Source organism: Bartonella sp. AA81SXKL (assembly GCF_042196945.1).
GTDB lineage: Bacteria > Pseudomonadota > Alphaproteobacteria > Rhizobiales > Rhizobiaceae > Bartonella.
On record NZ_JBHIRH010000017.1, the window covers coordinates 14,237 to 38,578 of the forward strand.

Annotated in this window: 16 protein-coding genes; 3 read left to right on the forward strand and 13 right to left on the reverse strand. The window is 36.6% G+C overall.

Translation table 11 applies throughout. The features are described from left to right. Positions 1-567: 567 nt before the first annotated feature. Entirely contained in the window at positions 568-1,719 is a 1,152-nt protein-coding gene (gene lldD / locus ACFINZ_RS07770; RefSeq protein WP_375655338.1) for an FMN-dependent L-lactate dehydrogenase LldD, read from the reverse strand. Positions 1,720-2,839: 1,120 nt separating this feature from the next. After that, a complete protein-coding gene (locus ACFINZ_RS07775; protein WP_375612382.1) occupies positions 2,840-3,928 on the reverse strand; it encodes a 2'-deoxycytidine 5'-triphosphate deaminase in 1,089 nt (362 codons plus the stop codon). A gap of 239 nt (positions 3,929-4,167) precedes the next feature. Here ACFINZ_RS07775 and mutL point away from each other — a divergent pair, with 239 nt between their 5' ends. Both mutL and ACFINZ_RS07785 read left to right on the forward strand, forming a co-directional pair. Further along, positions 4,168-6,021: a DNA mismatch repair endonuclease MutL gene (gene mutL / locus ACFINZ_RS07780; protein ID WP_375632863.1), complete on the forward strand. Its 1,854-nt coding sequence runs from the start codon at positions 4,168-4,170 to the stop codon at positions 6,019-6,021. Between the two features lie 109 nt (positions 6,022-6,130). Continuing rightward, on the forward strand, positions 6,131-6,367 hold the full coding sequence (locus tag ACFINZ_RS07785) for a DUF2093 domain-containing protein (protein ID WP_375608064.1): 237 nt from the start codon (positions 6,131-6,133) through the stop codon (positions 6,365-6,367). Between the two features lie 14 nt (positions 6,368-6,381). Here ACFINZ_RS07785 and lpxK read toward each other — a convergent pair whose 3' ends face one another. From lpxK to ACFINZ_RS07825, 8 genes are all read right to left on the reverse strand, one after another. Beyond that, on the reverse strand, positions 6,382-7,422 hold the full coding sequence (gene lpxK, locus ACFINZ_RS07790; protein WP_375636582.1) for a tetraacyldisaccharide 4'-kinase: 1,041 nt from the start codon (positions 7,420-7,422) through the stop codon (positions 6,382-6,384). Continuing rightward, positions 7,412-8,734 (reverse strand): lipid IV(A) 3-deoxy-D-manno-octulosonic acid transferase, encoded by a 1,323-nt coding sequence (waaA, locus tag ACFINZ_RS07795; protein ID WP_375701293.1) that lies wholly within the window; start codon positions 8,732-8,734, stop codon positions 7,412-7,414. Before waaA ends, lpxK begins: the two co-directional genes overlap by 11 nt. 1,369 nt (positions 8,735-10,103) lie before the next feature. Further along, positions 10,104-10,349: a DUF4170 domain-containing protein gene (locus tag ACFINZ_RS07800; RefSeq protein ID WP_375618600.1), complete on the reverse strand. Its 246-nt coding sequence runs from the start codon at positions 10,347-10,349 to the stop codon at positions 10,104-10,106. Between the two features lie 46 nt (positions 10,350-10,395). After that, a complete protein-coding gene (locus ACFINZ_RS07805; RefSeq protein WP_375618599.1) occupies positions 10,396-11,202 on the reverse strand; it encodes a 3'(2'),5'-bisphosphate nucleotidase CysQ in 807 nt (268 codons plus the stop codon). Then, positions 11,189-12,520 carry a TldD/PmbA family protein gene (locus ACFINZ_RS07810; protein ID WP_375612375.1) on the reverse strand — a complete coding sequence of 444 codons (1,332 nt, stop codon included), beginning with the start codon at positions 12,518-12,520 and terminating at the stop codon, positions 11,189-11,191. Before ACFINZ_RS07810 ends, ACFINZ_RS07805 begins: the two co-directional genes overlap by 14 nt. 1,200 nt (positions 12,521-13,720) lie before the next feature. Continuing rightward, the gene (locus ACFINZ_RS07815; protein ID WP_375632855.1) at positions 13,721-14,170 is read right to left on the reverse strand and encodes a hypothetical protein; all 450 of its coding nucleotides are present in this window, start codon (positions 14,168-14,170) and stop codon (positions 13,721-13,723) included. Positions 14,171-14,712: 542 nt separating this feature from the next. Continuing rightward, on the reverse strand, positions 14,713-15,279 hold the full coding sequence (gene rsmD / locus ACFINZ_RS07820) for a 16S rRNA (guanine(966)-N(2))-methyltransferase RsmD (protein ID WP_375618629.1): 567 nt from the start codon (positions 15,277-15,279) through the stop codon (positions 14,713-14,715). Further along, positions 15,260-16,660: a pseudouridine synthase gene (locus ACFINZ_RS07825; RefSeq protein WP_375632853.1), complete on the reverse strand. Its 1,401-nt coding sequence runs from the start codon at positions 16,658-16,660 to the stop codon at positions 15,260-15,262. The genes rsmD and ACFINZ_RS07825 overlap by 20 nt, the downstream gene beginning before the upstream one ends. Positions 16,661-16,930: 270 nt before the next feature. Here ACFINZ_RS07825 and ACFINZ_RS07830 point away from each other — a divergent pair, with 270 nt between their 5' ends. Next, positions 16,931-17,377, forward strand: a complete 447-nt coding sequence (locus ACFINZ_RS07830) for a nucleoside deaminase (protein ID WP_375613519.1) — start codon at positions 16,931-16,933, stop codon at positions 17,375-17,377. 655 nt (positions 17,378-18,032) lie between these two features. Here ACFINZ_RS07830 and ACFINZ_RS07835 read toward each other — a convergent pair. From ACFINZ_RS07835 to ACFINZ_RS07845, 3 genes are all read right to left on the reverse strand, one after another. Next, positions 18,033-18,524 (reverse strand): hypothetical protein, encoded by a 492-nt coding sequence (locus tag ACFINZ_RS07835; RefSeq protein ID WP_375612104.1) that lies wholly within the window; start codon positions 18,522-18,524, stop codon positions 18,033-18,035. A 177-nt stretch (positions 18,525-18,701) separates the two neighbouring features. Continuing rightward, a complete protein-coding gene (ileS, locus tag ACFINZ_RS07840; RefSeq protein ID WP_375701294.1) occupies positions 18,702-21,617 on the reverse strand; it encodes an isoleucine--tRNA ligase in 2,916 nt (971 codons plus the stop codon). Between the two features lie 248 nt (positions 21,618-21,865). Beyond that, complete coding sequence (locus ACFINZ_RS07845) at positions 21,866-23,749, reverse strand: outer membrane beta-barrel protein (protein ID WP_375701295.1); 1,884 nt, start codon at positions 23,747-23,749, stop codon at positions 21,866-21,868. Positions 23,750-24,342 lie beyond the last annotated feature (593 nt).

Consider the following 24,342-nt stretch of genomic DNA (forward strand, 5'->3'; position numbering starts at 1 on the left):
AATTAATATAAATAATATATAGATTATAGAAATATTATCTATTAGATACATTTTTTATTATAATTATAGATTAAAATAAATACATATTGACATTTTTAATAATTTTATTTATATATCATAATTAATATTATTTATATTAAAATAAAACTAAATGGATTTTATAAATTTACGTTTTATGCCAATATGGAAAATAAGTAATTAACATATTATATTTTAATGTTTTTTATATACAGGAGGGAAAAATGCTCACAGCATTATTTATAGCTATTTTTTCTATATCAACAGTTGTTTTACCTTTAATATCAGCGCTTGTTCCTTTTTATCCGTAGAATGAGCTTTTAATAAAGTAAATAAAATATGTATGCAATGTTATTATTGTTTTTTTTCGTGTTTATTATTATTAATACTTAATATTATTGTAGTTACTGAGTATTTTATGTGATTTTATAGAGGAGCTTATTGATCTTTTCTATTTAACTTTAACTGTCAACATATTTTTTAAAATATATAATTATGCTCCTCTATAAAAAGACTTTCTTTTTCTGAAAGAAGTATAACATATTGCTTTCATTGCTTAAAAACATCTATATTTACTAAACTCTTGCGTGTAATATCTTTGATTGTCTGAGTACCAGTCAGTGTCATAGCTACCCGCATTTCATTGGCAAAAAGATCAAGGAGATGCATAACACCTTTCTTACCTGCTGCTGCAAGCGCATAAACAAAAGCACGGCCAATCATAACAGCATCCGCACCTTGTGCTATCATGCGTACAACATCAAGACCAGAACGAACACCTGAGTCCACTAAAATAGTCAAATAATCCTTTACAGCATCCGCAATTGCAGGCAACGCTCGTGTTGTTGATAATACACCATCAAGCTGACGTCCGCCGTGATTAGAAACAACAATACCATCCGCACCAAATTTTACTGCTTCTCGTGCATCTTCTGGATCAAGAATACCTTTCAAAATCATTTTTCCTTTCCAAAAATCGCGAATCCATTGTAAATCATGCCAACCAATTGATGGATCAAAATTTGCACCAAGCCAACCAACGTAATCATCCAATGCAATTTTCTTTTTGAGATAAGCAGAGACATTTCCAAGATCATGAGGGCGCCCCATAACACCAACGTTCCAAGCCCAATATGGATGAGTCAAAGCTTGTAAAAAACGACGTAAACCAGCATAAGGACCAGACATCCCCGAATGCGCATCACGATAACGTGCACCAGGAACTGGCATATCAACTGTAAAAACCAACGTGCGTACACCAGCTAACCAAGCCCGTTCTAGTGCATCACGCATGAAACCGCGATCTTTGAGAACATAAAGTTGAAACCAAAATGCACCTCCAATCGCTTCTTGCACTTCCGCAATGGGACAAACTGAAACAGAGGATAGAGTAAAAGGAATCCCTTTTGCCGCTGCGGCACGCGCTGCTTTTACCTCTCCACGACGTGTATACATGCCCGTTAGACCAACAGGTGCAAGTACAATCGGTAAATCAAGTGTCTGATCAAAAAGTTTGATTGAAAGATCAACTTCACCAACTTGCCTTAGAATCCTTTGACGCAGTGCAAGAGCTTGAAGATCTTTACAGTTGCGTCGCATCGTTTCTTCAGCATAAGCCCCACCATCAATATAGTGAAAAAGAAAGGGAGGAAGACGACGCTTTGCTGCCTTACGATAATCAAGTGTTGAAGAAATAATCATTGATGGCACCATTGTTCCTAAATGAAAAGAGAAGACATCCTAAAAACGCATAAAAGCGAATCCATGTACCTACCTATTCGCTATTCTCCCAAAACACTCTATTGAATAGATAGAAGCAACAGAGACTGCAACTTTCTAAAAAAACTAATTGATAAAAACAACGTCTTTATTGCTCTTATCCAAATTTAAAATCTCACAGTATGAAGTATCATTAATAACGTATCTACTCATATATTCTTCATGTGCAATTAAAATGTTATACTCTCTTTAAAGTAATCCCTCTTCGAAAGCGATTGCTCCGTAGCTTAATTAGTTATAATTTAAAGTTGCTTCTCCCTCCAAAGGTCCTTACATTATCAGTTTTAAGAATATAGAGTGTCATTAAGTATAAACCATAATCTCCCCCAAAAGATGAAAAAATCCTTTATTAATACTGGAAATAAAGCTGTCGCATACATGCAGAAATCTTCTTATATCAATATTCAAAACTGAGATCTGTTACTTATTCATGCATAGTGCCTAATTCACATAAAGCATAAAAACTTTTAATGTTCATACCAATAGAAACTCTTCATATTTAATTGAATAATTTTCTAGCAATATTATATCTTGAGGCTATAAATGAGTTACTAAAATTAGAACAATGTTTATTGAAAATAATTGTTACTAAACTGGAGTGAAAACTTATTTATTAACTCTTAAGGATAATTTTTATACGGAATAAAATATACTGGTTATTACACTCTAGAAAAATTGAGTCAATTGCAGCATCCAATCTCGCATATTTACTTTGAAAAGTGAGTAGCTACTGTTATATTGAATTTTATTAACCTATTGATTTATTATAATAATAAATATGAATAACATATTGAATATAGTAAATTTTGTCATGATGAAATAATCAAAACTATTCTTTTGCACATCATAAAGGGAGTTCGTATAGATAGAACCTCTTGAAAAAAGAAGTAAAAATGCCTCTCATACCCTCTCAAATGCAAGAGATGAAATAACCTTGGAAATTAAAAATAGAATGCATGACGCCGGTTTTGCGAAGCACAAAATTTTTTTTATCTAAAATACGCTTTCTGCATACATGTTATCAAAATTCGTGGTTCCCAACTCATTTAAAATGCTTGGACAACTTTAAACCCTGTGCTTGATAATGTGATCCAACATCATGTCCATAAAGGGTTGATGGTCGATTAAGCATATGCTCATAGACCAAACGGCCAATAATTTGACCATGCTCTAAGATAAAAGGAACTTCATGGCTCCGCACTTCTAAAACCGCTCTTGCTCCTTTTCCACCCGCCTCCTTATGCCCAAATCCTGGATCAAAAAAGCCTGCATAATGCACCCTAAACTCGCCAACTAAAGGATCAAAAGGTGTCATTTCTGCGGCATAAAGCGGAGGCACATGAACAGACTCTCGTGAAACTAAAATGTAAAATTCATCAGGATCAAGAACCAACTCCCTTTGACCACGATCAAAAAGAGGTTCCCAAAAATCTAAAACGTGGGCAACGGCACGTTTATCAATATCAATAACACTTGTATGATGTTTACCACGATAACCTATAAGCCCGTTTTCGTCTCCCTTTAAATTAATGGAAAGACCAATACCACCAACACTAATATTAGGAAAATCATCCGATATCAGTGTTTCTTGCCTTTGCAAAGTGTGCAACTCTATTTCATTTAAATAACTTTGCCCTTTTCTAAACCGAAGCTGTGATAAATGTGAGCCTGTATGCACCAAAATTGGAAATGTGCGTGGACTAATTTCCAAATAAAGTGGACCATGATAACCAGCACAAATTTTATCAAATTCCTGAGCATTATCCGTAATGACACGTGTAAAAATATCTAATCGTCCTGTAGAACTTTTGGGATTGGCAACAGCAGATAAGAATTCTGGTAAAGCTAAACTTTCCAAAAGAGGAACAATATAAACACACCCCGTTTCCAAAACGGCTCCGTCTCGTAAATCAAACTCATGCAACTTTAACCGTTCAAGCTTATCCAAAACTTTTGTATCAGGTCCCGGCATAAAAGAAGCACGTATACGATAAGCTTTCTCCCCTAAACGAAGATCAAGACTTGCTGGTTGTATTTGAGATCTATCAAATGGATACTGAGCCTTGAGAAAGTTATTCTCAATCAAAGCTTGTATATCACTATCTGCTAAAATACCGCTTATACGCGCCATATATATTGCCTTCCCTTTTTACATTGTTTCTTTTTTTGACCTAGATGATAAATTGGTGCAAGCTATTTTAAAGTGATAAAAACTATTTTTATGTTTTTTCCAACCGACTTGTTAACATAAAATAAAATAGGAGGTATTGTAAAAATAATACCTCTCATGCTCTCTTATTCTTGAATGTCGCGCAAATGATGTTATCATAATTTTCTATAGAACCCTTAAGTTTCCTGTTAGAATTTATTATGATTATACGCCATCTTAGCGAAAATATTATTAATCAAATCGCCGCCGGTGAAGTTATTGAACGACCAGCAAATGTTGTCAAAGAACTTGTTGAAAACGCTATTGATGCTGGTGCAACACGCATTGAAATTATTACAGTAAATGGTGGAAAAAATTTTATAAAGGTGAGTGATAATGGTTATGGAATTCCTGCAGATCAATTAACTTTAGCAGTTTCTCGCCATTGTACCTCAAAGATTACCGATGACGTACACAATATCTGCTTCCTTGGATTTAGAGGAGAAGCCCTCCCCTCTATTGGTTCTGTTGCTAAACTTAAACTCATTTCACGAACAAAAGATGCTGAGAGCGCTGCTGAAATTTCCGTTACTGCAGGAAAAATTGTAGGACCCAAACCAGCTGCTGCGAATCTTGGAACAATTGTTGAAGTTCGTGATCTTTTCTTTGTCACGCCGGCACGATTAAAATTTATGAAAACTGATCGGGCTGAAACAAATGCTATTAGCGATATGATTAAGCGAATTGCTATCGCATTTCCACATATCCGCTTTTCTCTTTCAGGACTAGACAGAACATCTATGGAATTGTCTGCTACAGAAAATAATATTCAAGGACAATTACAACGTATTACGCAGATTATGGGAAAAGAATTCGCCCCTAATAGCATTGCGCTGAATGCTGAACGCGAAGCGGTGCGCTTAACAGGTTTTGCCTGTTTGCCATCTTTCAACCGAAATAACAGCCTTCATCAATTTGCTTATGTTAATGGACGTCCCGTGCGTGATAAATTTCTATGGGGCGCTATCCGAGGCGCTTATGCTGATGTCATGACACGAGATCGTTATCCTGTGGCTATTCTTTTTATTGACCTCCCACCTGCTGAGGTAGATGTTAATGTTCACCCAGCCAAAGCTGATGTACGATTCCGTGATCCAGGATTAATTCGTGGTTTGATTGTTGGAGCTATTCGTGAAGCATTGCAACAATCTGGTATTCGTCCTACTTCAACCCGTTCTGAAGCAATGCTTGCTGCATTTCAAACACAACAATCATTGGCACAACAACCATTAGGCAGTTTTAAGAACACGCACCAGTTCTCTTCTTACAGTTCACAACCTCATCATTTTACCAGCGCTTCAATGGTCCAAAAACCATTGGATAGTACTCACTCTTTTGATTTAAAAGAAGATGCCGCTCCTATTATGGAGGGCTTAAATACACCAAGTGGGGATGCATACATTCCAAGCACGACATCTTCATCAGAAGAGTTATCTTATCCATTAGGAGCGGCCAGAGCACAAATCCATAAAAACTATATTATCGCCCAAACACAAGATAGTTTGATCATTGTCGATCAGCATGCAGCTCACGAACGATTGGTTTATGAAGCACTCAAAAATGCACTTTATTCCAAACCACTTCCTTCACAGTTATTACTTATTCCTGAAATTGTAGAACTCTCTGAAGAGGATGCAACATGCCTTTTAACGCATAAAGATGCTTTGCAAAAATTTGGATTAGGAATAGAACCATTTGGACCAGGAGCAATTGTTGTGCGTGAAACACCTTCCATGTTAGGAGAGATCAACGTCCAAGCCCTCATAAAAGATCTCGCAGATGAGGCCGCTGAGTATGATACAACAAATAATTTAAAAGCAATGCTTGATTATGTTGCAGCAACGATGGCCTGTCACGGCTCAATACGGTCAGGGCGCCTTTTACGCCCCGAAGAAATGAACACACTATTACGACAAATGGAGGCAATACCTAATACAAGTACATGTAATCATGGACGCCCTACTTATATTGAACTCAAATTGGCAGATATAGAACGGCTTTTTGGCAGAAAATAAGCCCTGCATCATTTTTACAAGAAAAATATTTTAAAATTAACTCTCGACTTTATAATACATTTTATGGCACTTTTCTTGAATCTCTTGTATCAAGTAAGAAGGAGTTATAATGTTTCCCAATGGTGAACGCGAAGCAAAAATTCATTATTCTAATAACGGATATGACATTATAGAATATGGTACCTATACCATTTGTGCTGTTAGCGGGCAAAAAATCCCTATAGATGATTTAAAATATTGGAATCATCACCGCCAAGAAGCATATGCTAGTTGTGAAATCTCCTATCAGCGCGAACTTGAGTGCAACCCATATCTCAAGCAATTGTTAAAAACAAAAGAAAAATAACCCCTCGAAAAAATTTAGCTTTTGCCTTTTAGACAAGAAAATTCAAGGGAACGTTTTCTAAAGCGGGTCATGACCTCTTCAAGGACCATACGACAGAAGTCTTTTTGAACAAAATCGACATTCACATCAAAGATAATAAGATTTTTCAAATCTTTTTGCATGTGAATTGTCTGTATACGGGTATAATCTTTAGCGGTTGTTGCGAGCCACAAATTATGCATTTTAGCCTTTTGTATAAGGCTTTTTAAATTTTTATCTGTGAAAAAATAGTGGTCTGGATATATGTAAGTTTGCACCACATGACCAGACAATTCTTTAATAGATTTAAAAAATTTATCTGGATTGCCAATACCAGCAAATGCCAAAAATGATTTTCCTGAAACCTCATCAGAGGCACTGGCTTTAAGATGAGCACGATATAAAGGCTTTCCAGTACGCGAAACAAGAAAAGCGACATTATCAGGCGCATCGGAGTGACCAATCACTAAAACACTATCCATAAAAGAAAACTGCGTTTTTAATGGTACGCGCAAAGGTCCTGCTGGAAAGACAGCTCCATTACCAAAACCGCGCATCGCATCAACAACGAGTAACGCATAATCCATATAAAGACGGCGACTTTGAAATCCGTCATCCATTAAAATAAGATTACATCCCTCTTGTTTAAGCCGTTGTGCCGCTGCATAACGATTAGGTGATACAGCTACAAAAGCATGCCGTGCAAGTAAAAGTGCCTCATCTCCAACACTATATGGAGTATCATATTTTTCATTTACAAGATGTACCCCTTTAACTGATCCACCATAACCACGAGATACAATACCAGGTACGAAACCAAGTTCTTTAGCCACTTTTGTAAAAGCAATAACAACCGGCGTTTTACCCGCACCGCCACATGTAAAATTTCCAATACACAAAACTGGCAGATCAATCACGGGAGGCTGTCTTGTCATAAAACAACTTGAAAAATAACCATACCCCCATGAAACTGGAACTAACACAAAATGCAAAAAGCTTTTATTTTTCCACCAAAAACGAGGGGCGCTAATATGCATATCTACCCTGACGCTGACGTAAACCTGTTTGTATTACAAGGGGTTGTAAAAATGGATCTAAAATCTTTAATGTGCGCTCAAATGCACCTGCCATACCTGTCGCCACTTCATGAGCCTTATCAACCATTTCTTGCCGCAATGTTTCATTTGTTAAAAGCTTATACACCTGAATAGCAAGCTGTTTTGTATCTTGAACCATATATGCTGCATCATGCGTTAGAAATTGTTTGAACATCTCTTGAAAATTTGAAACATGAGGCCCTGTCAAAATAGCGGAACCAAGCAAAGCCAATTCCAATGGATTGTGTCCACCATTTCCACATAACGATTTACCAACGAAAGAAACTTTCGATAAGCGAAGAAAAAGTCCCATTTCTCCAATGGTATCTCCCCATAAAATATCGGTATTCATGTTTGGAACAGCGTCTCTACTCCTACGAATAAAACTTAATCCCTTATTATCGCATTTTCTGATAAGATCTTCTGAACGTTCAGGATGACGAGGTACAATAATTGTTAATAAATCTGGCAAATAATTTTTAACAATTTTATGGACCTCAAAAGCAATCTCCTCTTCCCCTTCATGCGTTGAAACAGCTGCCCAAACTGGGCGATTGCCGATAGCATTACGATAACGTGCAAGCAATTCTTGATTTTCAACCAGAAAAACATCAGCCTTGAGATTACCAGAAAACGTAACAGATTTTACGCCAAGTGTATGGTAATAAGCTACATCTCTTTCATTTTGACCAATCACCAAATCAATATCCTTAAAAATATGTTTGGCAAGAACACGTCGTTTTTGCCAATCTTTAAAAGAACGTTCAGACATATGGGCATTAACCAAAATCTGCGGAATACGCATTTTTGCAAGTTCTTTAATACGAAGAGGCCAAATTTCTGATTCACAAATTAAGACGAGATCAGGCTTCCAATGACGAATAAAACGGCGCACTGCAAAATCTAAATCCAAAGGAGCATATTGATGAATCAACCTATTACCAAAATATTTTTTCACAAGAGTAGAAGATGTCACCGTCCCAGTTGTCATTAATACATTGATTTCCAATGATAAAATATAATTTATAAGTGGAACAAGTGCAAGTGTTTCTCCAACACTTGCTGCATGCAACCAAACTAACGAACCTTGGGGGCGTATATGAGAACTTTTACCTAAACGCTCTTTTTTGCGACACCACTCTTCTTTTCCACGAATAGCACGAAAGAACAAATAAAAAGGAATAACAGGACATAAGCAAAAACCAATCATCCGATAGCTTAAAAGAGCCGTATGTGCCTTTAATTCTACCATTTAAAATCACCTCATCCAGCTATTTTAAGATATCTATATACTTATTTTGTTAAAAAATTCATCAACACTATTGGTTGTATCCATATTTTTTAATATCATCCATATCTTAACTAAAAAAAGCTTAATCCATGAGAAAATTCAATACATATACACATTATTTAAATCTCTTTTAATTAAATTTTGTAACTTATATCGATTTTATCACTTCATTCTGCACCCTATAAAAAATCTTACTCAAAAATAACAAAACTACATTTCAGTCGATTATAATTTTTAAAATATAAATGATAAATCTATGACATAGATTGTATCATTTTTTCAACTCACTGAATAAATACTTCTTATGATTTTAGTGAGACTTTGAATTTTGCACGTTGGTATTTTAGAGAAAAAGCTTATTTTTACATATGTTAGGTATTGTCAATTTTTCAAAAAATAACCCATATAGACATTACAACCTAATATAAATACAATAAATAAAATGTGTTTAAAAGAAAGTTCAATCTCTATTATTTCATTTCAATAAAATGAATATGTCAAACTAATCTTAAAAAACTTTTGAATAGTATAGAGTTCTCATTTTAAATTGTGATATAATCTCTTAAAGGTAATCCAGAAAAATCTAATCTTGTTTAATAGAGAATTTCTTAAAAGTCTTAAAGCAATTTAAATAAGAGTTTTTAAAATTTTAAATCCTCTCTTTTCAGGAGGTCGCATGACATATTATTCCTTTTAAGATTGTATATAATCAACACAAAATGATTAACTTATAGATTGTAGTTTTAAATAAGTACTCAAGAAACCCTTATGAGGTAAGTTAACTTCATAAATCTATTCAGTTTCTCTAAGTTTCTAATTTTGGTAAAGTTTCTAACGACTTTCATGGTTTCTAAGCTTATAGTAATAACTCGTTGAAAAAATTCCAATAGATAAGTAACGAGTGCTAATAATCTCAACAGAGTAGTAATTGGTATCATTAATAATGCTACTCTTTTTATTAATCTTAACGCATTAGTGTCTCATACCCCATTCAAAAGCAGAGTGACTATTCACAATATAATCATAAATTTCGAGTGATAGCTGTCATGATAATATTGCTGTTGTAAATAGGTTGATAGAAACTGTCTTGCATTTTTATTAAGCGTAAAGATGGTGGTGCAATAATGGATTTTATACCTTGCAGGAACACCATTATGAAATGGGTTTAGGTGCTTTGGGAGATGTTTCTTAAAAAAACATATGAATTTTAAACAACAAGCATATTCTTTTTTACGGCATTCTATTTTACCCGAAGAACGTACCTATGAAAAGGACGACTAAACAAAAGCATGAAGCAATCTACAGGTTATAATAACCAAATATTCAAGCTTTATTCTGCATCGCCTAACTCAGCATCAAGAAACTGATGCAAATCTACAATGTAATAACGTTGTAATGCATTATCTACACTGCTTTGTGCTTTTGCCTGCCATGCTTCTTGAGCGGATTGATAATCTGAGAAAATACCAACCACATCTAAATCATCAGGATTCTTAAATTGATTACTGTTAAGATTTTTTAATTCCCCACCAAATACAAGATGTAAATATTGTTTTTTTCCTTTGGTTTCAGTCATATGTGCCTCCATATCATTTAGATTATTTTAGCGCGCTTTTACGTGATTAAACTAACTTTGTTTGACGAACAACATCTATCATATCTTGACAGCAATTATTTTTACCAGCAATTAAAAGTCCATACTGGTAAGGTTCAATTCCATAAGATAGTAAAGGGGCATCAAGCGATAAAAAACACCCTCCACACTCCTGCAAAATAAGATCAGCAGCGGCAATATCCCATTCATGACAATTTGGACGAACTAATACGATATCAATTTCATCTTGAGCAACAAGAACAATACGATAAGCAAGAGAAGGAAGATAATGATAAAGACTGACTTGATTGAGAAAATCATCTGGTAATTTTTGTGCGAGCGATTTATCAAGTGAAATTTTATATTTTCGATGAACCTCAAAGGCTAAACGAGGAAGTTTTATCCCATTTAATGTTGCCCCTCCACCCGTTACAGCTGTATAAACATCTCCTTGAGCCGGACATTGTAGAACGCCCACAATAGGACGCCCATTCTCAATAATGGCAACCGAAATACACCAATAAGGATTGCCAGAAAGAAAACCACGCGTTCCATCAATAGGATCAACAACAAAAGAGCGCTCATAATAATCTTGTTTTTCTCGATTATCTTTTGTTTCTTCTGAAATCCATCCATAATTTGGACGAGCTCCAAGAAGCCTCTCTTTCAAGAAATGATCAATAGCAAAATCTGCTTCACTAACCGGGGAATTACCTTCTTTAATCCAGACATCCAACGTGCATCCAAAATACCGCATTGCTAAATCTCCTGCCTCTCGACAAACGTCACGCAAAAGATTTAAATCAGAAGAATGATGCGTGTTATTTTCCTGCAAGTGTCATCCCTTCAATTAACAATGTTGGAGCAGCTGTACTATAACGCCGATCAATATCATTGGCAGGTGTTAAATGTGCTAACATATGAAGCAAATCAGAACCTAGCGTTACTTCACTTACCGGATAAGCAATTTCACCATTTTCAATCCAAAAACCGGAAGCTCCACGACTATACTGACCAGTAATAAAATCAATGCCATGACCGAATAATTCGGTCACATAAAATCCATTTCGCAAATCTTTTATCATATCGCAAGGCGATACTAAACCCGGTTCAATAGCAAAATTTGTACTGGTCGGCTGCACTAATGATGCCGAACGCATACCGTGTCCATTTGTTTTAAGTCCCAATTCACGTGCTGTAGATGATGAAAGAAGCCAATTTTTTAAAATACCATTTTCAATAATATTGAGTGTTTGCCCCTCTACCCCTTCTCCATCAAAAGGATGAGAAGCATTTCCACGTAATCGCAAAGGTTGATCGGTTACATTAACATTAGGCTTCATCACTTCCTTGCCTAGGAAATTCTGTAAAAGACTCGTTTTTCGAGCCACAGAGGCTCCATTGACCATAGATGCGATATGCCCTGCAATTCCACGAGCCGTACGCGGATTAAAAATAACATCAACGCTCCCAGTCGCCGCACGAACTGCCCCCAAACGTCGAACAGCACCAAGCCCTGCATTCTTTCCCACAGTTTCTGCTGCCTCTAAATCAGAAAAATGTAAGGCTGTTGTATAATCATAATCCCGCTCCATCTGTGTTCCTTCACCTGCAAGAGCACTACAAGAACGTGAAAAACAACTTGAGCGATAGGCTCCACAAAAACCATCGCTGGTCACAAGAATAAACCCACTACGGCCATAAGCTGTTGCAGCGCCACCAGAATTGCTTACACCTTTAACATCAAGAGCTGCTGCCTCCGTTTTTAAAGCATCTTCTGTTAAAAAATGACTGCTGGGTACAAAATCATCAAAAAGATCAAGATCTTTAGGATACTTAACCAAACACTCTTTATCTGCCAAACCTTCAAATAAACTATCGGGAGAAGCTTTAGCCATCGCAACAGCACGTTCCGCAAGTTCTTGCGGATAAGATCCTAAATTAGCAGAAACACTTGCTACTTTTTTTCCAACAAAAACCCTTAGAGTAAAATCATTGCTCTCTGCTGCTTCTGTCGATTCGACTTTCCCAAAACGAACTGATACACTGGTAGAATGAGCATGAACAATAACAGCATCAGCAGCATCTGCCCCAGAACGCTTTGCTGCTTCAACCAGCGAAACAGCTTTCTCAATCTGGTTTTTATCAGTCATTATAGACTCCCTAAAATATTTTATTATTTACATTGATAAGCATTCTGACAAATTTATACAAATCAAAATATAACTCTTGTGTATTGATTCATAAGATTATGCACATTCATGCATTCTTTTTCTTTTAATGCATTAAATCATTTTCCTTTTAGCTTCTTTATGAAAAGACGTAATATGCCGTATATGCCGTAAAATCTCTTTAGTTTCAAGATTTCTCATGGGCCCTTATCATTTTAGGAGCCAAATCTCCACTGACAATCAAATCAACAGAACAATTGGCAATTAACAAAAGTCTTAGCAATAACACTTGAATTTAAGCCAAAGTCCTCAAAAATTCGAAAAGCATAAAATGATCTAAATCACAGGTCTTCCTTCCTCTGGGTAGTAAAAAACTTACCTCATATCTTTCCTATAGCATTCTTTAATTTCCAAGAAAGAATCAAGAAAATGCCTTATATTTGTATACACTTCTTTGCTTCTATAAACTCTCTCATAATGAGACGGCACTCTTGTAAATGAAACAAAACTTAAACAGAGTAAAAAATATTTCCTTCCATTATGGTTTCAACAAAATGAGCAGTCATAAACTTCTTTACCCTAATGGACGTAATATCATAAAGAACTCATTTTTTATATTTAAAAGTAATCAAGAAATTATCTTGTAATCTTTCAATAAAATTAACAGTTTGATTTATACTTATAATTTATTGTTTTGTAATTTGTATAAAAAAGCCTAATAGCATAAAATTCTCTTTGTTTCGAACCTATTCATGTTGAGTCAATCACAACTATTTGCGAGCATATCATGAATAAGGGGCATATGAATGAAACCTATTTAAGAAGAAATCAAAATGCCTCTTATGAAGGTTTTAAATGCAAAAAATATTGCAACATTAGAAACAGGAAAATATTATGACGATATGGACCTACATCATAGAGAAGTAATGAACTTCTGAAACTTTCTCATTTTCAATGAAGAGAGCATCTTATAAGCTTTTATATATAAAAAAATTCAATGAATTTCATAAGATTTTTAGCGCAAAATTAATCCCGTAAGATGCTTTGACACGATTTCAACAGCTAACTAAAACCAAATCATAGCTCATCAATTTGCTATATACTCATAACTAATTTCATTCTAACAAGGCTAAGATTTCTGCACCTTTTTTAAGGTATTAACTTCTTTATAAATGCACCCCCTTACAAGATGCTTTTGTTTTCAGTAAGAGCACGTCTACTCATTTCAATCATTGCATCGCGAAGATATAACTTAATTTTTGATCCAATAATCACTCCAAAGAAAGGAGCAAGTAAGCCATACATAATTACAGTATGACGAATTTTGTTATTGGAAGAACCAGATTTTGTTGAACAAATATATTCATGATTAAAACTCATACGTGTAAAAGGAAGTTTAGCATAATCAGAAAAACAAACATTTTTTATAACTTTATCAAGTGTAAAAGTTACTGTAGGTCCTTTTTTAGGTTTCATTTGGCCTACAGCTCCTACTTTAAAAGCACCAAAAAGTTCTACCCACTCAAGTTCGTGATCCCAAGAAGGCCATTTTGCTACGTCCTCCCATATAGCCCAAATTTGCTCAGCACTTGCTTCTGTGCTAATCTCTTCACTATATATCCATTTAAACATGATAATCTCCCCTTTTTTACAAATTCCTTATCTTTAGTGATAAAGAATAATATAAAAAAGTATCCTTAAAGCTGCACAACGATAAGATACTTAATACTCTCAGATTTACTTAATATGTAATGATTAAATTAACAAGGGATACTACTAAACTAAACACACAAATATTCAGGATAAATGAACAATATTTTCAATACTAAACAAAATATCTTTTTTAAATTTATACAATAACAAAAATAGACGTTACGCATCATATAAGATATAAATGCAGACTGCATAGCTTAAAGCTTTCAACTGCTGATGAAATGTGATGATTAAGGTATAGCAGAAAAAATTAGACAAAAAAGATCATAACTATTATCGAGGAATATATATCCTATTGGAGAAAAAACATCCTTCTATAGTAAAGCTAATAAAAATTCATCAATTCCTTTAACATTAGAATCTTTTATTGATTTTCTGCTTAACCTTTTAAAAACCATATAAAATGAAGAAAACTGTGTAAAAGCATTTTTTCATCCTATCGGATAAACACAAGAACTTTCTCAAGATGTAAGCGATCGTAATTTATAGAGACGTATTGCTGTTTCACCATAAAAACGCTCATCATCTAGATAAAAGACGTCAGGTAAATGAATCATTGTATCTTTCTTTTCTTCAAGTATGAAGAGTGTATCAGCTTTTGCCCACCCTCCTCGCAAAGCTTCTACAAAAGCACGTTCACCTAAACAATGGCTATAGGGAGGATCAGCGCAGATAACATCAAATGGCAGCATTGTTCCAATATTACCAAGTTTGGTTGCATCTCGACGCAAAATCCGCCCTATTGACTGTAATTCAAAGGCTTCGATATTTTTTTGAATTACCCCACGCCCCTCAACCGAGTTTTCAACAAAAACAGCAGCCTTTGCTCCACGTGAAAGTGCTTCGATGCCTAAAGCACCAGTCCCAGCAAAAAGATCAAGAATGCGTTTATTGGTCCAAAATTGTTCTTCACGGCTAGAAAGAATATTAAAAAGGCTTTCACGTGTACGATCACTCGTTGGGCGAATCGACTGATTAACAGGCGAAAACAAAACACGCCCAGCAAATTTACCGCCTATGATCCGCACGTGGACCTCCAAATCGCTTCGAAGTTTTTGCACCGTCCCTATGTGGTTTAGATTTTTTCATAGCACCACCAAACGATTTTACCTTTTTCTTTCTCTCAAAAGAATGCTCATCATGACCACCTTTTATCATTTTCTCTTTATCCTTTAAAAAGCGATCTTTCTTACCAAAGGGATGCGTCTCGTCATAAGATATTTTGCCATGTTTTTGAACAAACCTTTCCCTCTTCTCTTTGTATGACGGATTTTCTTTTAGTTTTTCCTTGCCTCGATGAAATGATTTTCTACCATCCAAATCGCTCTTATGATCATGCGATTTCTCCTCACTATAGGAAGGCTTTCTACGTGCACTTTGCGGACGTGCACCAGGAGCCATCCAAACATTAGCACGGCGAGAACGCGGTAGAAAACGCTCTGCTTTTCCTTCTTCACTTTTCTCCTTCTTTACATTCTCATGAGACTTTGTACTTAATCGTGCGCGACTATGTTCAACAGAACCATCTCTTGGTCGGCGTCGTATCGCCCTTTCACTTGAGAAAACCCAACCATCATTTGCAACAGAAAGATCTTTCTGGCTTTGCTTTTCTGCAACAACTGCAGAATTTGAAAATGGCTTAAGAATAGGAGCATCAAAATCTGCATTGGCTTGCATAATTAAACGCTCACCCAACTGATCTCGTAACATCCGCCCTTTTAACTCTTGCACGGCTCCTTCTTCTAAATCAGAGAGATGAAATGGACCATAAGATACACGTATTAATCGATTAACTGATAATCCCAATGCCCCTAAAACATTCTTTATTTCACGATTTTTTCCTTCTCGCAAAGCGACAGAAAGCCATACATTCGACCCTTGTTCGCGTTCAATTGATGCTTCAATCGAACCATAAAAAATACCATTAATTGCAATACCATTTTTAAGGTTATCCAGCGCACTCTGTTTTACTCTTCCATGAGCACGGACGCGATATTTGCGGACCCACCCCGTTACAGGAAGCTCTAATACACGCGCTAAGCCACCATCATTGGTTAAAAGCAAAAGCCCTTCCGTATTAATGTCAAGCCTTCCAACAGAAAGAACACGCGGCATTCCTTTTGGTAAATTACTAAATACTGTAGGTCTGCCTTCAGGATCACGGTTCGTGGTGACAAGACCTGCTGGCTTATGGTAAAGCCATAAACGCGTTCGTTCTATAGGAGGTAAAGGTTTGCCATCAACTATAATAACATCAGAGCGGCTAACATTAAAAGCAGGCGTTGTCACGACTTTACCATTCACAGAAATACGACCTGCAACAATCATCATTTCTGCATCTCGACGCGAAGCAATACCAGCACGCGCTAACCTTTTAGCAATTCGTTCACTCTCATTATTTTCATTCATTTGCGTTTCAAACCAATCTTTGCAAGTATGTTCAGAAAATTATTCACATGCACCATACCGCTTATCCTGAAAAATGAAGTAGCATAATCATTTATCATTTTCTATCCTTTAACGACAATAATGTATCTGCCAACTTGCAAGTTTGTTTTAAACTATTAAAAAAAATAGAGGTATTCTTTTCATTATAAAAGCGTAATAAATTATTCATTCCATAGCATTCCTTATCGAGATAACCTTTAGATTTTCTATACCTTCAGTAGAAAGAATATTATGACCTTGACGCCCATGGAAATAGCCCTTTTAGAAGCGCAAGAGGCTGCAAAAAAAGATGAAGTTCCCGTAGGTGCTATCATTACACGTGGAAAAGCTATCATTGCACGCGCTGGTAACTTTATAAAATCTGCATATGACCCTACAGGACACGCAGAAATACGCGCAATCCGTATGGCTTGCGAAACATTGCAAAGCGAAAGGCTTCCTGATTGCGATCTTTATGTAACACTTGAACCTTGTGCTATGTGTGCCGCTGCCATTTCATTTGCACGCATACGACGTCTCTATTATGCAACAAATGATCCCAAAGGAGGTGCTATAGAAAATGGCCCACGTTTTTATCAGCAACCAACCTGCCATCACAAACCTGAAATTTATTCTGGTTTCAAGGAAAAAGAAGCTGCTCAATTACTTAAAGACTTTTTTATACAAAAGCGATACTAAAAATAATTCTTCTTCCATAACTTTCACTCTTTAAAAACTATCCTACTTCTCAAAAAAGACTGTTAATTCTTCTGATATATATATATATATAGCAAAAGCTATTTCGAAGCATTTTTTCTCTCTTTTAATTCTGCATATTGTTTCTATTAGATGATACATTCATTCAAAAGAATAATTCATTATTTTGTATATAAAATATAAAGTCCAAAATATCGTAGATATGCTCTCATTTCAAATTACATTGAAACAGTAAAAATCACTTTCTTGCACATCATAAGCGGAATTATCGTCTGGATAAAGAACGTTTTAGAAAAGACTAAAAATGTCTCTTATGAAAGCTCTCAAATGCAAGAATTATCGCAACATTGGAGTCTGTAAAATGAAATGATGGTATCCACTTTCTCCTTCCTAAGCATAAAGTATTGGAGCACAATAGATTTTACGTTATACTATCCACATGAGCAATGTTGTAAAATGAGCTTGAGAAATGTTTCGTGTTAAGGAAACGCATAAGGACTCTCTCGATGCTGTTGTCATATTGCTATTTCATGAGAATAACACCCCTCCTACAGCAGCATTATAACTGCGCGCGAATGAGAGCTTGGTATCATAAGTAATTGGAAAAATACTTTACTTTAAATGTTTTGTCTTTTCCCTATCGACCAATAGGTGCGGTTTTTGCCGGTTGGCGATAACTTAAAGGTGGTTCAGTGAGATAGCGACGGTATTTTGAACTTCCAACTTGTGCTCTCTGACGACGTAAATATTCCTGTCGTTGCTTCGCATTCAACTGTGAAGGATTTTCTGAACCAACGCCATTAACTGACGATCCTTTGTGAGGAAAAGGAGTATTTCCTTGATGCTTCTTCGATGCTGCCATTTCATTGACAGATCTATCTTGTTGTGGTACCGGCAAAAATCTGCGTGAACTAGGGCTTGGTATTACAAGTTTTGGATGAGGTTTCATAACAATCTGGCTGCTGTTATTTGTTGGTGTTAATGAAGTGATATTAGCAACATCTTCAAAAAACTGTATTGAAACTGGTTTATTGGTACCATAGGTAGGAGCGGATAAATTGCATCCCGTTAAAACAAAGCACATCCCTAAAATTCCTATTGGAAATATTTTTATTTCACGTTTTCTCACTGCCTATTCCATTTCCTAGGTGTATGGCTGATTAATATTCCCGTTATTTATGAGAGAACGGTCCATACACAAATTTCCCCCCTGCAGATAAAACAACGGAATTTTTTTCGTACCACAAAAAACTATATTCATCAATATGAGAAATATACTTGCATTTCTTTCCTTTGATCTAAAACTTTAAATCTTGCCAAGAATCTGCAATTCCCGCAAAGCAGCTGCATCACGAGCAGATACATCCGGATAAGCTGGATCACTTCCAACATCTTGTGTATAACGCCATGATCGAGCACATTTTTTTCCTAATGCCTTCTCTGGATATACACCAACACCTTCAACATCATTCAAAGTAAAAGCATCAGAAGGTATTGTGTCCTGCGTAATTGTGAGTGCACTGGTAATACAGATCTCCGCCATATCCACATTTTCTAATGCCTCTCGTAAAACCAGATTGGAAATAAAAACAATAGGCGCAGCTTCCAAAGAGGATCCAATACGCTTATTAGCACGTTCAAGCTCTAAAGCACCTGTCACAACTTTACGGACCTGCCGAATTTTTTTCCAACGCTCAGCCAAAGATTGGTTTTGCCATTCTTCTGGTACAGAGCGAAATTGTTCCAAATGCACCGATTGGCTTCCTGGATAACGCTCTAACCAAGCTTCTTCCATAGTAAAAGGTAACATTGGAGCAAGCCATGTTACCATACGCTCAAAAATCTCACGGACAACCTGCAAGGAGGCCTTGCGTTTTTTTGATGAAGGCGCATCACAATAAAGAGAATCCTTGCGGATATCAAAATAAAATGCCGATAACTCAATGATTGAAAAATCCAATAATGCACGCATAATCTTTTTAAAATCAAATTCATCGTAAGCGCGATTAATCAACTGATCAAGTTCAAAAAGCCTATGCAATATAAATTTTTCAAGATCCGGCAGTGCACCATAAGATACTTCTTCTCCATCATCATGTGCTAAAGTTCCTAGCATCCAACGAATTGCATTGCGTAGTTTACGATATGAATCCACATTTGTTTGAAGTATTTTTTTGCCTAAACGCTGATCTTCCCAATAATCGGTTGTCATAACCCAGAGACGAAAAATATCAGCTCCAGATGTTTTAATGATCTCTTGCGGAACAACCGTATTGCCTAAAGATTTAGACATTTTCTTACCATTCTCATCCAAAGTAAAACCGTGTGTGATCACGGCTTTATAGGGAGAACGAGCACGCGTACCACAGCTTTCCAAAAGAGAAGATTGGAACCATCCGCGATGTTGATCTGAACCTTCAAAATAAACATCAGCAGGCCATTTCAAATCAGCCCGATCTTCTAACACAAAGCTATGGCTTGCTCCAGAATCAAACCAAACATCCAAAATATCATAAACCTGTACCCAAGGCTCATGTGCACGCTCACCTAAAAAACGTTCACGTGCTCCTTCAGCAAACCATGCATCTGCCCCTTCTGCTTCAAAAGCCCGTAAAATACGCTCGTTCACACCTTCATCTTTTAGAATAACACCATCCTCATTCGCAAAAATACAAATAGGAACACCCCAAGAACGCTGACGAGAAAGAACCCAATCAGGACGATCTTCTATCATAGAAGCTAGGCGGTTTTGTCCAGAAGACGGCACAAAACGCGTTTTTGAAACAGCTTCCAAAGCCCGACTACGTAAAGTTGAACCATCCCCAAAATCTTTATCCATTGAAATAAACCATTGTGGTGTATTGCGAAAAATAACGGGTTTTTTTGAACGCCAACTGTGGGGATAGGAATGCTTTAAACGCCCCCGTGCAAACAATCGATCTGCTTTAATTAAAGCGTTAATGACCTCTTTATTGGCATCACCCATTTTTCCATTATCATCAATAACACGTGCAGGTCCTCCTTCACGATCTGGTCCTAAACCTGGAACATCTTTCGTATAGAACCCTGCATCATCAACAGGAAACGGTATAGATGAATCAATCCCCGCTTGCTCCAGTAAGGACTTATAATCATTCCAAATTTCAAAGTCCTCACGCCCATGGCTTGGTGCTGTATGGACAAAACCTGTACCCGCACTCTCTGTTACGTGCGAACCATCAAGCAATGGAATTTTAAAGTTATACCCCCCAGCCAAACCTTTGAGTGGATGAAAAAGAACAAGAGCTTTCAACTCTTCAGAAGAAATAACACGCAAACGCTTCAAAACAAGTTTGGCTTTTTCTCCACAACTCATCGCTAAAGCGTCTGCAAAGAGAAGCTTTTCTCCCACTTGAGGACCAAAATCATTTTCAGCACTTTCAACTTCGTAAATACTATAAGAAATTTGCGAAGAATAACTCACTGCACGGTTAGCAGGAATTGTCCACGGTGTTGTTGTCCAAATGACGACATAAGCACCATATAAATCATCAGAATTTGCTTCAAAGACAGGAAATTTAACCCAAAGCACCTCTGATTCATGATCATGATATTCAATCTCAGCCTCTGCCAAAGCCGTACGCTCTACAACAGACCACATCACCGGCTTGGAACCACGATAAATCTGATCTAACATAGCAAATTTTATCAATTCACTGGCAATGTGTGCTTCTGCATGAAAAGCCATTGTAGTATAAGGCGTGTTAAAATCTCCCACGACACCAAGGCGTTTAAATTCTTCACTTTGGACGGTTACCCAATGCTGTGCAAATTCACGGCATTCTTTACGAAACTCGTTAAGAGGTACCTCATCCTTATTTTTTCCTTGTGCTCGATATTTTTCTTCAATTTTCCATTCAATTGGAAGCCCATGGCAATCCCAACCAGGTACATAATTTGCATTAAAACCGCGCATTTGGAATGAACGGACAACCACATCCTTTAGAACTTTGTTTAAAGCATGCCCAATATGAATATGACCATTTGCATAAGGTGGACCATCATGAAGAATATAAAATGGACGATGTTTTGCTTGTTGGCGCAATTGCGCATAAAGCCCCATATTTTCCCAACGCGCCATCAATTCAAGCTCTTTTTGCGGAAGCCCTGCACGCATAGGAAAATTTGTCTGTGGGAGATAAAGAGTTTTTGAATAATCTATTGTTTCATTTTTCACAGCCATTGTGAAATATCCCTGTCCACTTTTACGATTTCATTTTTGCATAACTTCCCTGAACCCTGCAACTCTGGTTTTTATCTATAGGGAAAGCCGAGCTTATCATTCGTATTAAGCAGCGATCAGGAAAATATATCATCACAATCTATGGGCTTTATCATGAAATTCACAAGAAAAGAAACCAAAAAGTGATCTTAAAAAAAATAAAGGCTCCACTGACAGTGGAGCCTCTTAGAAATTTACTCTTTAAAAAATTAGAATTTATAAGCTACACCAACACGGAAATCATTGGTTTTGTAGTTAACTTCAAGTTTTTCCTTTGCAAATTTCTTTTTACCAAAATCAGAGTAACGATATTCTGCACGTACAATCACATTATCCAAAACCGAGAAATCAACGCCACCACCAAGTGTGTAACCAATCATGGTTTTTGTTTCATCAGATAAGTTCTTAGAAGAAACGACTCTTCCATCCTCATCCTTAACGGATATTGATACAGTGTCTTGGAACTGCCCATAAGCAATACCGCCAGCAAGATAAGGCATAAAGCGATCAGCAGCAAAACCAATACGTACCCGTGTAGCACCACCCCAATTTTGTTTGAAAGTATGATTTAAAGTTTCAACTTCATCCTCTTGATCAAGACCAAGTTCAGAAGCCAGCTTTTTTATTTGTTCTATACCATATACACTGGAATCGTTCTTATCCACCGCTTGTGTACTTTGTGCAGCGTGTCCAGACATATTCTGTCCACCATGAGAACGAGAAGCATGTGGATTAGTACCATTCGGATGAGCACCAGAGCTACGCCCACCTGCATGAGGTGCACCATGCGAATTAGCATTTCCGCTACCATGGGAAGAACTATGGTGACCTCCCTGTTGGGCTCCGCTTGTTCCATTAGAAGCTTTTGTCTCTGAACCAGAGGATGATCCTGATCTCGCGAGTACAAGTGATGAACTCGGTACTGTTCTTTCTACTGCTAATGGTTGTGATACAGATTGTACCGGTGTAGGTGCTTTTACTGCTGGCTGACTTGCTTCTGTTCCTGTTGATGATCTAGAAGATAGTGGTATTTTTTCAACCGTTTTCGCAGACCTTGCTCCACTTGACCCTACTGCTGTTGATCCTGTTACTGTGCTGGAAGATGTCGGGTTAGATGCTGCTAATGATTCTGATCCTTTTACTACCGTGCTCGCCAATGCCAATCCTTTGTCTGACCTTAAAGACGATTGTGACTGCACTGATCTTGTCCCTGTGCTGGGAACTGTTACTTTAGATGCAGAAGTTAATTGTGCCGTGCCGTTTAACTCTGTTACTACCGTTGACGTCCCTCCTGTTTGTAACTTTGCCGATTGGACGGAGGAAGTTTGCTGTGCCACTGATCCTGCAGGTTTTGACGGGCTTGATGGTAGTGCTGATACGCTTGGCGTTCTTACTTCTGTTTTAGGATTAACATCGCCACCACCACTAGTTCTTACTAATGACTCTGATCGCTGTGTTCCTGCTTGCAATTGTTGCGTTGGATTTTCTGAGGCAGGTTTTGTCGAAGCAGGTTTTGATGAGCCGACTTGTGACGTTACTTGCTCCGTTTGTGTTGTTGCTGCTGATGTTGGTGTAGTTCCTGCATCTACTACTTTTGATGCAGATCGTCCTGAAGCAGCTGTTTGTATTGATGTTACTTCTTGTGCGCTTGGAAGTGTTGGTAGGCTTGCTGATCTGCGGGATCTTACGACTGCATTTTCTACTGTAGTGTTATCAGCTGCACCTATAGTAATGTTCTTTGTGTGTTTTTTTCCAGATATCATTAAATCCGTATCGATACCAAAAATAAAGTTGTCACCGAGATCAATATTAGAACCTGCATAAAAACCACCTGCAAAACCTGAAAGTTTAGGAGAGAACTCTTTATCCAGTGGTAAACTCTTTTCTTGACCAACAAGAGCCACATCAGCCTTACTTGAAAAACCACCAGCTTGGACACCTAAATAAAGACCTGTCCATGAAAAAGTAGGTGCAACAATGGTAGAAGTAGTCGATGATGCTGGCTGATGAGGAATCATAACATCAGCAGCTAGTGCTGTAGACGCTGAAATTAAAGAAAAAATAGACGCTGTTATTAAACGTTTTGTATTCATAAAATCTCTCCAAATATCCAAAATGAAATTCATATAGAGCATCTTTTCTGAAATATCTGTAGCAAAAATGACACACTCACAAAAAAATAAAGATTTTTTGAAAATAAGGCTTCTTAAACTTTTAATTTTGCATTCAATGAGAATCTGTAAACTAAATCACATTAGAATTATGTGTCTTAAAGTTGGATTCATTTTCATTAAATTTTCGTATAACTGTTAATGATAATATTCTTTTATAAATTTCTTTTTAACGAAATCTGAATAACAGTATTCTGCACGCAATAAACTATCATCTGTTATTGCAAAATTAATGCCCGCGCAAACAGTGAAATCAAATATTGTCTTTTTTTAAACCAAGCACCATCAAAGTTTCATCTATTTATCAGCATGATCTACTTTTAGTACTTTAGCAATAGTATTTTGTATCTAAAATTCAGAAAACAAAGAACTTATTCAAACCCTCGCAAAAAAACTTTTAGATTCTTTGCATAAGCATCTTCATCACGCCACATCACTTTGATTTATAATGATAACTTATTGTTTTCATATTGAATGAAAAAACTAATACTGTAGGATTCTCTCATTTCAAATCT